This is a genomic window from Amycolatopsis sp. CA-211722 (genome assembly GCF_056828465.1).
Genome location: NZ_CP184752.1, coordinates 1097685 through 1110270 on the forward strand (window position 1 = coordinate 1097685; position 12586 = coordinate 1110270).

The following is a 12586-nucleotide window of genomic DNA, read 5'->3' on the forward strand; positions in this document are numbered from 1 at the left end:
GGACGCGGGCGAGCACGGTGAAGGGTGAGACTGATGGCGACTTTTCTGGTGACCGGGGCGACCGGACTGATCGGGCGCCAGTTCACCCGGCTGCTGCTCACCAGGGACGACGTCGACGAGGTCGCGCTCGTCGTCCGGGCGTCCTCGCGGGACAAACTCGCGAAACTCGTGAACGCCTGGCCGCATCCGGAACGCGTCACCCTCGTCACCGGTGACCTCGGCGAGCCGCTGCTCGGCGTCGCCCAGGAGGACCGGGAGCGGCTTCGCGGCGTCGATCACGTCGTCCACCTCGCCGCCCTGTACGACCTCACCGCCGACGACGAAGCCAGCATCAAGGCCAACGTCGAAGGCACCGCGCAGGTGATCGCGCTCGCCGCCGACCTGAACGCGGGCTGCCTGCACCACGTGTCCTCGGTCGCCGTCGCCGGCGACCACGAGGGCATGTTCACCGAGGAGATGTTCGACGTCGGCCAGCGGCTCGTCACGCCGTACCACCGCACGAAGTTCGAGGCGGAGCGGCTGGTGCGCGAGCAGCAGGACGTGCCGTGGCGGGTGTACCGGCCCGCGGTCGTCGTCGGGAACTCCGAGACCGGCGAAATGGACAAGATCGACGGCCCGTACTACCTGTTCCCCGCGATCAGCAGGCTCGCCGGGCTGCCCGACGTGCCGATCGTCGGCCCCGACCTCGGCGACACCAACGTCGTCCCGGTCGACTACGTCGCCGAATCGCTGAACGCGCTGATCACCACGAAGGGGCTCGACGGGCGCGCGTTCCACCTGGTCAACCCGGAGCCGCAGCCGGTCGTCTCGGTCTACAACGCCTTCGCGAAGGCGGCGGGCGCGCCGACCATCTCCGTGCAGCTCAACGAGCGCGTGTCCAAGGGCATCGTCAACCTGGTGAAACTGAGCGAGCACATCCCCGGTTTCACGATCGCGCGGGACGCCGTGCTGGAACGGCTCGGGATCCCGCCGGTGCTGCTGGAGACCATGGCGTTCCCGTCGGTGTTCTCGTCGGCGTCGACGCGCAAGGCACTCATCGGTTCGGGTGTCGAGGTGCCCCGGATCGAGGACTACGCGCCCACCCTGTGGCGCTACTGGCGCGAGCACCTGGACCCGTTCCGCGCCCGCAAGCACGGTCCGCGCGGCGAACTGGACGGCCGCCGCGTGATCATCACCGGCGCGTCCTCGGGTATCGGCCGCGCGACCGCGATCAAGGTCGCGGCCGCGGGCGGGGTGCCGCTGCTGGTGGCACGGCGGCAGCACGAACTCGAAGAAGTGCGGGACGAGATCATCGCCGCGGGCGGCACGGCGTCGGTGTACCCGGCCGACCTGACCGACGAGGAATCGGTGCACAAGGCCGTCGACGCGATGCTCGCCGAGCACGGCCGGATCGACATGCTCGTGAACAACGCCGGCCGGTCGATCCGGCGGTCGATCAAACTGTCGTACGACCGGTTCCACGATTACGAACGCGCGATGGCGATCAACTACTTCGGCGCGGTGCGGCTGATCCTCGCGGTGCTGCCGCATATGTCCGAGCGGAAGTTCGGGCATATCGTCAACGTCTCGTCGATCGGCGTCCAGGGAATCGCGCCGCGCTTTTCGGCGTACGCGGCGTCGAAGGCCGCTTTGGACTATTTCTCCCGGATCGCCGCGACCGAGACCCACGGCGACGGAATCACCTTCACGACCATCCACATGCCACTCGTGCGCACGCCGATGATCCGGCCGACGAAGATCTACGACGCGTTCCCGACCAAATCCCCGGATCAGGCCGCGGACATGGTGCTGAAGGCGCTCCGGGAGCGCCCGAAGCACATCGGCACTCCCGCCGGGCAGGCGATCGGGCTCGCGTACACGCTCACGCCGGGACTCACGGATGCCGTGGCCTACCAAGGATTCCGGGTGTTCCCGGACTCCGCGGCCGCGGGCGGCGAAGGCGGGCTCAAGATCGGGAAGGGCGAACAGCATCTGTCCCGCGCGGCGATGGCGCTCGCCCGGCTCAGCCGCGGCTTCCATTGGTGACACTGCGCACACGGGTGGCGGCCGTTCAGGTGAGGGATCGCAGCTGAGAGCCGACACACGTCGGTGAATCACCAAGCCTGACAACGGCGACCCCGCGTACGCAGGTACCGTCGTGGCCATGGTTCCCGAGCGAGACAACGGCCTGTTGCCCCTGCGGCGCGAGTACACCCAGGCCTGGCACGGCTTCGACCGGAACGAAGTGCGCCAGTATCTGGATCATCTCGAAGCCCAGCTGCATCGCGTGATCACCGACCGCGACGCCGCGATCGCGCAGGCGACCTCGGCCACGCGCGAACTCGAAACCGTCCGCCACGAGGTGGCGAAGCTGAACGCCAGGATCGAGGAGCTGAAGAAGCCGCCGGAGCGGCTCGAAGACCTCGACGAGCGGATGCAGCGCACCGTCACGCTCGCGCAGGCGCGCGCGGAGGAGATCACGAAGCGTGCCGAAGTCGCCGCCGAGAAGCACTGGGCTTCGTCGAGCGAGGCTTCGAAGAAGCTCCGCGAGCGCTACACGCGGCTTGTCGCCGAGCTGGACAAGCAGGCGGACGCGCTGCACTCGGAGCACGAGTCCGCGCTCGCCGAGACGCGGGCCGAGGTCCAGCGGCTGACCGTCGAGGCCGCCCAGCGCCGGGAACTGCTGGACAACGAGGCCGAGCGCAAGCGCCGGAAGATCGAGCGCGAGTTCGAGCAGACGATCGCGGCTCAGCGCGCGTCGCACGAGAAGCACATCGCCGACCAGCAGACGGCCAGCAAGAACCAGGCCGAACGCCGGATCGCCGAGGCCACCGCGGAAGCGAAGCGCCGCATCGACGAGGCGACGGCCGAGGCCAAGCGCCGGCTCGACGAGGCCACGACGACGGCCGCCCAGCGCACGACCGCCGCCCAGCGGAAGGTCGAGCGGCTGGCGGAGATCCGCGAGCAGGCCCGGAAGAGCCTCATGCAGGCCGACGAGGTCCTGAAGGGCAGCGAGGCGATGCTCGCGGCGCTTCCCGAGGAGTCGGTGATCCCGCACGCTTCGAAGCTCGTCGGTGGCGACAGCAAGGCCGAGGAGAAGAAGCCGGCGGCCAAGCCTGCCGAGCCGTCCGCCTCGAAGGCCTCCGCTCCGGGGGCCGCTCCGGGCGCCACTCCGTCGGCCGCTCCGGGCGCCACTCCGGCGGCCGCTCCGGGCGCCGCTCCGGCCTCCGCGAAACCTGCTCCCAAGCCCGCTCCTTCGGCGCCCGCCGCCGCCGCGCCGAAGAACGAGACCGGCCCGAAGACGAACGGGCAGAAGCCTTCACCGGCCAAAACCGGCTCCTGACCTGCAGGAAGTAGCAAGGGACCTTTGCTATCGCTCTCTTTGGAGAGTGACAGCAAAGGTCCCTTGCTCTCTGTCCCCAGGTGACTGTGTGGATTTCGGGTCATCCAACGCACCAAAACCCACACACTCAGCCAACGCCGCTACACAGAGCAAGAAGTGTGCGAAACAGAGACACTCAACGTCCCACCGCGCGACAGCAAAGGTCCCTTGCGCTCTGTCCCCAGGTGATCGTGTGGATTTCGGGTCATCCAACGCACCAAAATCCACACGGTCAGTCAACGCCGCTACACAGAGCAAGGGGTGTGTGGAAATAGGGACACTCAACGTCCCTATCTCCACACACCCCCACCGGCCGACAGCAAAGGTCCCTTGAATTCGGCCACCCAACACACCAACACCCACACACTCAGCCAACACCACTACACAGAGCAAGAAGTGTGCGGAAACAGAGACACACAACGTCCCCACCGCGCGACAGCAAAGGTCCCTTGAGCGCTGTCAGGAGGCGGTCGTGCGCGGCCAGGGATTGGCCGCTTCGAGCTGGGCAGCGAGCCCCAGGAGTAGGACTTCCCCGCCGGGCGCGGCGACGAGCTGGACGCAGGCCGGAATACCCGAAGGATGCGTCCCGACCGGCACGGAAATCGCCGGATAGCCCGCGAGATTCCACAGGCCCGCGAACCCTGCCACCCGCACGGACGGCAGCACGTTCGCGATCCACCGGCTTTCATGCCAGGTGCGAGCCTTGAGCGGAAGCGTCGCGATCATGGGCGTGACCAGGACATCGTGGTCGGTGAAGAACTCTTCGGCACGCTCCAGCCAGCGCTCGCGGGTGCTCTCCCGGACGCGGTCGGCCATCAGGCGCCCGAGCCGGACGTGGGTCCGCGTCCGGGGCTGGAGCGCGGCGAGATCGAACTCGGCCGCTTGTTCGGCCGGACCCGCGACCCAGCGCGCCAGGAGGCCGCCGATCGCTCCGGCGCTGTAACGAGGCGTGCCGGGAGCGACGGTGTGCCCGGCCGCGCGGAAAAGCTCTCCGGCTCGCGCGACGGCCCGGCTGAACGCGCGCGGCAGCGGCGCCCTCGTCAACGGAACCTGAGTCGACAGGGCGATGCGGGACCGCTTCGGGGCGGCGAGGTCCGCCAGCGCGGGCTGTTCGGCGAGGACGGACATCAGCACCGCGGCGTCGGCCACGGTGGTCGTCATCGGACCGTGTGTGGACAGGCCGAACCAGCCGTCCTCCCCCGGTACCCGGACCACGCCCCTCCCCGGTTTCAGACCGACGATCCCGCACATCGCGGACGGCAGCCGGATCGACCCCAGGCCGTCCGTACCGTGCGCGATGGGCACCAGCCCCGCCGCGACGGCCGCGGCGCTCCCGCCCGACGAACCGCCGGCCGCGTAGGACGGGTTGCGCGGATTGCGCGCCGTCCCGTCCGGATCGTCGCTCGACGGCCAGACGCACAGCTCCGGCACCCGGGTCAGGCCGACGATCACCGCTCCGGCCGCACGCAGCCGCCGGGCGATCTCACCGTCCTCTGTGGACAACGTCGACGAACCCGCGCGCGACCCCCACGAGGCGTACTCACCCGCGATCGGCGCGACGTCCTTGACCGCGACCGGCACCCCGGCCAAGGGCAGATCCGCCAGGTCCGCGCTTTCGGCGACGGCGGCCGCCTCGGCGAGCGCCTCCGCGGTCCGCACCCGCCGGAACGCACCGATCACCCCGTCCGCCGCCGCGATCCGGGCCAGCGCCTCCCGGGTCACCTGGACCGGATCGAGTTCCTTGGCACGCACAGCCGCCGCGATTTCCACTGCCGTCTTGACCATCCCCGCACTGTAGAACGGGCGGCGAAGATCAGGCGAGCGCCGGGAAGTCGGTGTAGCCGTCGAGCCTGGCGCCGTAGTAGACGGCGTGGTCCGCCCGGGCCAGCGGGGCACCGAGAGCGAACCGGGCGGGCAGATCCGGGTTCGCGATGAACAATCTGCCGAATGCGACCACGTCGGCCAGTCCGGACTCGATCAGGGATTCCCCCTCGGCCTGGGTGGTCGGCTCCTCGGACCGCAGATTCGCGATGAGCGTCCCCGGCCACAGAGGCCGCAGATACGACAGCGCCTCGACGTCGGGAGTGTCGATGACGTGCAGGTACGCGAGCTCGTACCGGCGTAGTTCCGCGACCAGCCGTGCGTATACCTCCTTCCAGTCGTCTTCCACGATGTCGTTCTCCGGGTTTCCGGGCGAGATCCGCAGGGCGACCCTGGCCGCACCGATCTCCTGGACCACGGCCGCCACCACTTCGAGCGGGAACCGAAGCCGGGCGGCGACCGAACCGCCGTACCGGTCTTCTCTCCGGTTGGTGTTGCCGGCGAGGAACTCCTGGATGAGGTAGCCGTTGGCACCGTGGAGCTCCACGCCGTCGAATCCCGCCTCGACGGCCCTCCGGGCGGCCGCGGCGAAGTCCCGGACGATCTCGCCGATCTCCTGCTCGCCGAGCGCGCGAGGTTCGACCGTGTCCGTCCAGCCGCCGGCCGAGAAGATCCGCCCCGCCTGCCGGACCGCCGACGGCGCCACCGGCGTCCGGCCCATCACACCGGGGTGCGAGACCCGGCCCGCGTGCCAGAGCTGCGCGAAGACGCGGCCGCCTTCCTGGTGCACGGCCGACGTCACCGCACGCCAGGCCTCGGCCTGTCGCTCCGTCGCGAGCCCGGGAATGCCCGGGCCGCTCTTGCCGGTCCGGTTCACCCAGACGCCTTCACTCACGATCAACCCGGCGCTCGCGCGTTGCGCGTAGTACTCGGCCGTCCGTGGATGCGGCACGCCGGTGACATCGTCCGCGCGTCCCCTGGTCATCGGGGCCATCGCCATCCGGTTCGGCAGCCGGATCGCGGTACCGCGGAATGCTTCGAGCAACCTCATGAACGCGAAGCTAAACCCTGACGCCGACGTCACGGTCAACCTCGGTTCCCGCGGCTACTGTGGACTCATGCGGATCGGGGAACTGGCGAAGCGAACCGGGGTGAGCGTCCGCTCGTTGCGGTACTACGAAACGGAGGGCCTGCTGAGTCCCGCTCGATGCGGCAACGGCTATCGGACCTTCGCCGAAGAGGACGTCGCCAGGGTCCTGCAGATCCAGCTCTTCTATTCGGCGGGGTTGTGCAGCGGCAAGATCGCGGAACTCCTTCCCGGCGTTTCCGGGGACCACACGCATTTGGTGCCCTCACCGGAGATGACCGGCGAACTCGAGATCGCCAAGGCCCGCATCCAGAACCAGATCTCCCTGCTCACCACGTCCTTGTCGGTGCTGGAACGGGTGCTGGCCGCCGCCAAGGGGACCGACACCGCCGAGGTACCGGTGCCTTCCCGGCCCGCCCGGCGGCACCGCGGTATCCACGCCTGACCTGGTCAGGCGTAGGGGTCCCGGCCCATCAGCCCGAGCAGCCTTTCCTGCAAAGGTGCGTCTTCGGGCACCTCCACTTCCGGTCCGAAGACGACGATGCCGGGCCCGAACGCTCCGGGAATCCTCATCTGATCGGGGATCTCCCGCGCCGAGGGCCACATCCGGGCGACTTCCGCCGGATCGATCGTGTCGTCCTGCCCTGTGGCCCTGGCCAGATCCCAGCCGTGGATCACCATGTCGGCGCTGACGACCTGGTCGATGTGCTGCTCCGCGGTCATCTTCCCCATCGGAGTCTCGTGTTCCGTCGCCGCGAGAACGGGGTCGGCGAGGACGGCTTCGACGTCGGCCCGCGCGGCACGGAAGGCGCCCAGCGGGTCTTCCCGGAGTGACGGCGCCGGCCCGAGACCACGCCCGAAGGGGCGCAGCATCGCGCCGTGCATGTCGACGATATGGCCGACGACGTCCCGGGCGTTCCAGTCTTCACACGGAGACCGGTTCTCCCACTGCCCGGCCCGGACCGCGGCGACCTTGGTCTCGAAGGCGTCGGCGCGGGTTCGATAACGGTCCGCGATGGCGGTCATCACGCCTCCTCCACCAGAGCGGCCCTCGCCTCGGAGATCTCGTCCCATCGTGCTGTTCCTTTCCGCTCGCGCGATGACCGCAGTAGATAACCTCAAAGTTCCATAACCGAACGGTAATTTATGCTGGTCGAATCGACTTTGTCAAGCACCGGAACCGCGTGACCAGAGGGATGGTCGCGTACCGAAGGGGCACGCGAACGCGTACGAAAGGGCAACTGGGGTTACCGTCGACAGCGGCATGGACGACGAACGAAACGAGCCGATGAACTCCGGGCGACCGAAGACGACGAAGCGATGGGCGGCCGTAATCCTGGGAGCCGCCGCTGTCCTGGCCACCAGCGTGCAGTGCGGCACGGCGAACGACGAGGCCGGTTCCGCTCAGCCGGCGGGATCCGTGACTCCACCCGGCAGCAGCGCGGCTTCAAGCCGGCCTTCCAGCGAGCCCGCGCCCTCGCCGAGGGCGGAGCAGACGCCCGCTTCGGGCTGCGAAGCCGTCATCGCCGGGATGAGCCCTCGGCAACGGCTGGCCCAGCTGGTGGTGGTCGGCGTGAACGCCGGTGATCCGCAGGCCGCGGTGAAGCTGGTGCGCGACCAGCAGGTCGGCGGCATCTTCCTCGGCGGCAACGAGACGGCCCTGCTGAAGAACCAGGCTCTGGACGAGGTGCAGCGCGCCGCGAAGGTCCCGGTTTCGGTCGCGATCGACGAGGAAGGCGGCCGCGTCCAGCGGATCGACGCCCTCGACGGCGAGATGCCGAGCGCCCGGAAGATGGCCTCGACCCTGACGCCGGCGCAGGTGCGGGCGAAGGCGGCCGAGCGAGGGCGGCAGATGCGGGCCCGCGGCGTCACCGTCGACTACGCGCCCGACGCCGACATCACCGACCAGCCGGACCGCGACATCGTCGGTGACCGATCGTTCGGCGCGAACCCGGAGGTCGCGCGCAAGTACGTCCTGGCGTTCGCGCAGGGCCTTCGGGACGCCGGGGTGCAGCCGGTGCTGAAGCACTTCCCCGGGCACGGGCACGCCACCGGGGATTCCCACAAGGGACTGGTGCGAACACCACCGCTGGCGTCGCTGCGCAAGGTCGACCTGGTGCCGTACCGCGACATCGGCGAATACGGCGAGATCGGCGTCATGGTCGGCCACCTGGACGTACCCGATCTGACCGGCGGCACCTCGTCGACCCTGTCGGCACCGGCGTACCGGCTGCTGCGGAAGGACTACGCGTTCGACGGCCCGGTGATCACGGACGATCTCGGGGCGATGAAGGCGATCACGGCGCAGTACCCGCTGCCGGCGGCCGTGCTCAAGGCGCTGCAGGCGGGCGCCGATCAGGCGCTGTGGTCCTCCGGCGGCAACGTCGGGACGGTGCTGACCACCCTGGAGCAAGCGCTTGCGTCCGGCGACCTTCCGGCCGCCCGGGTCGACGAGGCGTTGACCCGGGTGCTCACGGCGAAACGCGCCTGCGGCTGACGGCCGGATACCGCCGGTCCGAAAACTCAATGAACACAATGCTGACCAGGCCGACGGCACGAGTGACCCTGATCACCGCCCTGCCGCCCGATCAAGGAGGATCGCGTGCCTGGTCCCACGAAGTTCCTGCGTCGCCTCGCGCTCACGGCCACCGCCGCCGCCGGACTCAGCCTCGTCGCCGCCCCGGCGGCCTCGGCGGCGATCGATCATCCGGTGCGGACGACCGGCTGCCATCGTCCGTCCCCGGTTCCCGCCGGGACGACGACGGCGCGGACGCTGACGTCCGGCGGCCTGGTCCGCGAGTACACGGTGCACGTTCCGGCCGGCTACCGGCCGTCCCGGCCGTACCCGGTGGTGTTGTCGTTCCACGGGCACAAACGCACGTCGAAGTATCAGGAGGAGCTGTCCGGATTCTCCGCCTACGACGCCATTTCGGTCTATCCGCAAGGGCTCCCGGGAACGGACGGCGAATCGGCGTGGACCGGCGCGCCGTATTCGGCGGACGCCGACGACGTGCTCTTCACCAGCGATCTGCTGAACACGCTCCAGCGTGAACTGTGCGTCGACTCCCGGCGGATCTACGCGACGGGCAAGTCGAACGGCGGCGGGTTCGTCGGCGTCCTCGCCTGCCGGATGCCTGGCCGGATCGCGGCGTTCGCCCCCGTCGCCGGCGCGTTCTACCCGCAGGGCGGCGCATGCCACCCGTCGCGTCCCGCGCCCATTCTCGATTTCCACGGAACGGCCGACAAGACGATCCCCTACACCGGGAATCCCGCCAAGGGCCTGCCCGCGCTGCCGGACTGGCTCTCCGCGTGGGCGGACCGGAACGGCTGCTTCCCGGACCCGATCCGCTCTTCGCCGAAAACCGACGTCACCGTTCAGCGCTGGCTCGGCTGCGCACTTCAGCACTACCGGATCGAAGGCGCCGGGCACGTCTGGCCGAGCACCGCGCCGAACAACGACTCCGCCACTCCGACCGTGATCGACGCGACCCCGGTGATCTGGAAGTTCCTGCTCACCCACCGGCTGCGTTAAGAACTCGTCGATTTCCCTTGCCGGACCGGGCCACCCGGCGCTACCGTCGAACTGACCGGGTGACCAGATGAGCAAATCTGGTCACAAAGTCAGAAAACTGGGAGCGCACGTGGCAGAACGTCCGGACCGCACCGCCGGCCGCGCCGATCGCATCCTCGACGCGGCCGGCGTCCTGCTGACGCGGCTGGGCTATCGCAAGGTGACCATCGAGGACATCGCGAGCCAGGCCGGCATCGGGAAGGGCACGATCTACCTGCACTGGCCCACCAAGGAAACCCTCTTCCACGCGCTGCTCCTGCGCGAATCCCTCCTGGCCGCCGAGAACCTCCTCGCCCGGCTGGACGAAGACCCGGCGGAAGTCGTCCCGCACCGGTTCCATCGGGCGGTCTTCCTCCACACCCAGCGGAACCCGTTGCTCGGCGCGCTCATCACCGGCAACACCGAACTGCTGGGCCGGTTGAAGAAACATCCCTTGCAGGATCAGGACGCGGTCGTGACCGAGCGGTACCTGAAGACGATGACGGACCGGGGCCTGCTGCGCGACGACATCCCGAACCTGCTGTTCTCCCTGCGCGCCTCGTCGCTGGGGTTCTACCTGATGGACAGCTTCATCGCCGACGGCGCCGGCCTCGAAACCGAGGAGAAGGCCGACGCTCTCGCGCACATCATCCGGACGGCGTTCGAGCCGCCGGAGCCGCCGTCCCCGGCGAACGTGGCCGCCACCGCGGCCGAAGTGATCCAGGCGTTCCGGGAGCTGATCTCGTCCTATCGCGCCTGGATCTACCGGAAGGACGGCTCCGAGGAGCCCGCTTGACCCGGGCTCTCCACCACTGAAGAAGGGGGCAAGCGATGACCACGATCGCCGAAAACTGGGGTGTCCACGAAGGCCAGTTCTGGCTTCGAGGGGAATTCCCGGCCGAGCCGGTCCGTTTCGATCCCGAGACGGGCATGTGGAACGTCTACGGCCACGCCGAGGCGCTGAAGACCCTGAGTGATCCCAAGGTGTTCTCCTCCGACACCACCCGGCTGATCCCCGAGGACCTCTCGCCGGACAAGGACCTGTTCGTCGAGGGCAATCTGCTCGTGATGGACCCGCCGGACCACAAGAAACTGCGCACGCTGGTGAGCCACGCCTTCACACCGAAGGTCGTCGCGGATCTCGAACCGCGGATCGCCGCGCTGACGAACGAACTCCTCGACGCCGTCGACGGCGCGGACTCGATGGAACTGGTGACCCATCTGGCGTACCCGCTGCCGGTGATCGTCATCGCCGAACTGCTCGGCATCCCGGCGAGCGATCGCGACCTGTTCAAGGAGTGGGTCGACACGTTGCTGGGCAACAGCCAGCAGCGGTCGCTGATCAAGCAGACCGAGGAGGACAAGAAGGCCGCCGCGGAAACGGCCGCGCAGGTGAAGAACCTGACGAACTATCTCGCCGGACATGTCGACGACCGGCGGCGGAACCCGCGCGAGGACCTGCTGACCAAACTCGTCGAAGCCGAGGTCGACGGCGCGAAACTCACGCAGAACGAGGTCGTCAACTTCGCGAACGTGCTGCTGCTCGCCGGGCACATCACCACCACGATGCTGCTCGGGAACACGGTGCTGTGCCTGGATTCCCATCCGGACGAGTACCGGCGCGTCCGCGAGGACCGGACCCTGCTGCCCGCCGCCATCGAGGAATCGCTGCGGTTCCTCAGCCCGTTCGCGCTCGTCGCCCGCGCCACGACGACCGAGGTCGAACTGGGCGGCAAGACGATCCCGCCGGACAGCATGCTCGGCGTCTGGGTCGCGGCGGCGAACCGGGATCCGCGGACGTTCACGGATCCGGGCACCTTCGATCCGTCGAGGGCGCACAACCCCCACCTCGCCTTCGGGCGCGGGGTCCATTTCTGCATCGGCGCCCCGCTCGCCAGGCTGGAAGGCAAGACGGCGCTCAACGTCCTGCTGGACCGGTTCCCGGATCTGCGCACCGATCCGGCCGCTCCGCCGTCGTTCATCCCGAGCCCGAACATGACCGGGGTGAACAAGCTCCAGCTGTCGCTGAAGTCCTAGCGATCCGCGTACCGGGAGGCGAGCGGGACCACCACTCGCGGGGCCCGCTTCCCGGGCGTGTACCGCAGTTCGGTGATGTTGCCGTTCGGCACGAGGTAGGTGTCGGCGAACGTGCGGAATCCGCGCATGGCCTCACTGTCCGGCGTGGTGATCCCGGTCAGCAACGACCACATGACCGCACGGATGAAGAGCCCGTGCGTGAAGACCGCGATCGGCCCGGGTTCGCGTTCTCCCAGCCGCGCCAGGAAATCCTGGGTCCGGGCGAAGAGCGCCGCGAAGGATTCCGCGCCGTTCACCGCGTGGTGCGGATCGGCACGGGCCCAGTAGGCCTCCGTGTACGGCTTACGGGTCTCGGTGGTGGTGACCTGTCCATGGAGTTCGCCGAGAAAGGTGAACTCCTGGACAGGCCACTCCTCACGGTCCGCGCCGGGGAACCGTTCGATCGTCGGCTCGGCGGTCTGCCGCGCCCGCAGGAACGGCGACGTCACGATCAACCGGGGCGGCTCGGCCAGCGAATCCGCGATTTCGACGGCTTGACGCCTGCCGAGTTCGGTCAGCGCCGAAGTCCCCGGCTCCCCGCCGGGAAGTCCCGCGTTGGACTCGCTTTCCCCATGCCTGATCAGCCACACTCGCGTCACGATTCGCCTCCTAGACCCCCGGTGCGTCGACGATCGCACCGAGTGCGAGTCGCTCGCGACTTCCAGGATGCCCCATCACCGCGAAAATGACG

11 protein-coding genes are annotated in these 12586 nt (G+C 68.9%); 7 read left to right on the forward strand and 4 right to left on the reverse strand.

From position 1 onward, the window contains the following. The first annotated feature begins 33 nt into the window (after nucleotides 1-33). Together ACOCEP_RS05340 and ACOCEP_RS05345 are read left to right on the forward strand one after the other, a co-directional pair. Nucleotides 34-2025: an SDR family oxidoreductase gene (locus tag ACOCEP_RS05340; RefSeq protein WP_482336076.1), complete on the forward strand. Its 1992-nt coding sequence runs from the start codon at nucleotides 34-36 to the stop codon at nucleotides 2023-2025. A 118-nt stretch (nucleotides 2026-2143) separates the two neighbouring features. Beyond that, nucleotides 2144-3322: a cell division protein DivIVA gene (locus ACOCEP_RS05345; protein WP_482336078.1), complete on the forward strand. Its 1179-nt coding sequence runs from the start codon at nucleotides 2144-2146 to the stop codon at nucleotides 3320-3322. A 498-nt stretch (nucleotides 3323-3820) separates the two neighbouring features. On the opposite strand, the gene ACOCEP_RS05350 is transcribed toward ACOCEP_RS05345, so the two are convergent. Together ACOCEP_RS05350 and ACOCEP_RS05355 are read right to left on the reverse strand one after the other, a co-directional pair. Further along, entirely contained in the window at nucleotides 3821-5146 is a 1326-nt protein-coding gene (locus ACOCEP_RS05350) for an amidase (protein WP_482336079.1), read from the reverse strand. Nucleotides 5147-5174: 28 nt separating this feature from the next. Next, on the reverse strand, nucleotides 5175-6233 hold the full coding sequence (locus ACOCEP_RS05355) for an alkene reductase (RefSeq protein ID WP_482336080.1): 1059 nt from the start codon (nucleotides 6231-6233) through the stop codon (nucleotides 5175-5177). Between the two features lie 67 nt (nucleotides 6234-6300). Between ACOCEP_RS05355 and ACOCEP_RS05360 the strand changes: the two genes are divergently transcribed. Beyond that, nucleotides 6301-6714: a MerR family transcriptional regulator gene (locus ACOCEP_RS05360; RefSeq protein WP_482336081.1), complete on the forward strand. Its 414-nt coding sequence runs from the start codon at nucleotides 6301-6303 to the stop codon at nucleotides 6712-6714. 5 nt (nucleotides 6715-6719) lie between these two features. On the opposite strand, the gene ACOCEP_RS05365 is transcribed toward ACOCEP_RS05360, so the two are convergent. Then, nucleotides 6720-7295, reverse strand: coding sequence for a TIGR03086 family metal-binding protein (locus ACOCEP_RS05365; RefSeq protein WP_482336082.1), 576 nt, complete (start codon nucleotides 7293-7295; stop codon nucleotides 6720-6722). Between the two features lie 238 nt (nucleotides 7296-7533). Here ACOCEP_RS05365 and ACOCEP_RS05370 point away from each other — a divergent pair, with 238 nt between their 5' ends. The 4 genes from ACOCEP_RS05370 (at nucleotide 7534) to ACOCEP_RS05385 (ending at nucleotide 11856) form a co-directional block, all read left to right on the forward strand. Continuing rightward, nucleotides 7534-8766 (forward strand): glycoside hydrolase family 3 N-terminal domain-containing protein, encoded by a 1233-nt coding sequence (locus ACOCEP_RS05370; protein ID WP_482336083.1) that lies wholly within the window; start codon nucleotides 7534-7536, stop codon nucleotides 8764-8766. A gap of 105 nt (nucleotides 8767-8871) precedes the next feature. Continuing rightward, a complete protein-coding gene (locus ACOCEP_RS05375; protein WP_482336084.1) occupies nucleotides 8872-9801 on the forward strand; it encodes a CE1 family esterase in 930 nt (309 codons plus the stop codon). 109 nt (nucleotides 9802-9910) lie between these two features. Beyond that, entirely contained in the window at nucleotides 9911-10615 is a 705-nt protein-coding gene (locus ACOCEP_RS05380; RefSeq protein ID WP_482336085.1) for a TetR/AcrR family transcriptional regulator, read from the forward strand. A gap of 35 nt (nucleotides 10616-10650) precedes the next feature. Next, nucleotides 10651-11856, forward strand: coding sequence for a cytochrome P450 (locus ACOCEP_RS05385; RefSeq protein ID WP_482336086.1), 1206 nt, complete (start codon nucleotides 10651-10653; stop codon nucleotides 11854-11856). Here ACOCEP_RS05385 and ACOCEP_RS05390 read toward each other — a convergent pair. After that, nucleotides 11853-12494, reverse strand: a complete 642-nt coding sequence (locus tag ACOCEP_RS05390; RefSeq protein WP_482336087.1) for a histidine phosphatase family protein — start codon at nucleotides 12492-12494, stop codon at nucleotides 11853-11855. The two genes, ACOCEP_RS05385 and ACOCEP_RS05390, sit on opposite strands and share 4 nt — an antisense overlap. Nucleotides 12495-12586 lie beyond the last annotated feature (92 nt).

Bases quoted from the DNA above. Each gene is read 5' to 3' on its own strand.
- ACOCEP_RS05340 (WP_482336076.1), top strand. From the start codon at position 34: ATGGCGACTTTTCTGGTGACCGGGGCGACCGGACTGATCGGGCGCCAG.
- ACOCEP_RS05345 (WP_482336078.1), top strand. From the start codon at position 2,144: ATGGTTCCCGAGCGAGACAACGGCCTGTTGCCCCTGCGGCGCGAGTAC.
- ACOCEP_RS05350 (WP_482336079.1), bottom strand. From the start codon at position 5,146: ATGGTCAAGACGGCAGTGGAAATCGCGGCGGCTGTGCGTGCCAAGGAA.
- ACOCEP_RS05355 (WP_482336080.1), bottom strand. From the start codon at position 6,233: ATGAGGTTGCTCGAAGCATTCCGCGGTACCGCGATCCGGCTGCCGAAC.
- ACOCEP_RS05360 (WP_482336081.1), top strand. From the start codon at position 6,301: ATGCGGATCGGGGAACTGGCGAAGCGAACCGGGGTGAGCGTCCGCTCG.
- ACOCEP_RS05365 (WP_482336082.1), bottom strand. From the start codon at position 7,295: ATGACCGCCATCGCGGACCGTTATCGAACCCGCGCCGACGCCTTCGAG.
- ACOCEP_RS05370 (WP_482336083.1), top strand. From the start codon at position 7,534: ATGGACGACGAACGAAACGAGCCGATGAACTCCGGGCGACCGAAGACG.
- ACOCEP_RS05385 (WP_482336086.1), top strand. From the start codon at position 10,651: ATGACCACGATCGCCGAAAACTGGGGTGTCCACGAAGGCCAGTTCTGG.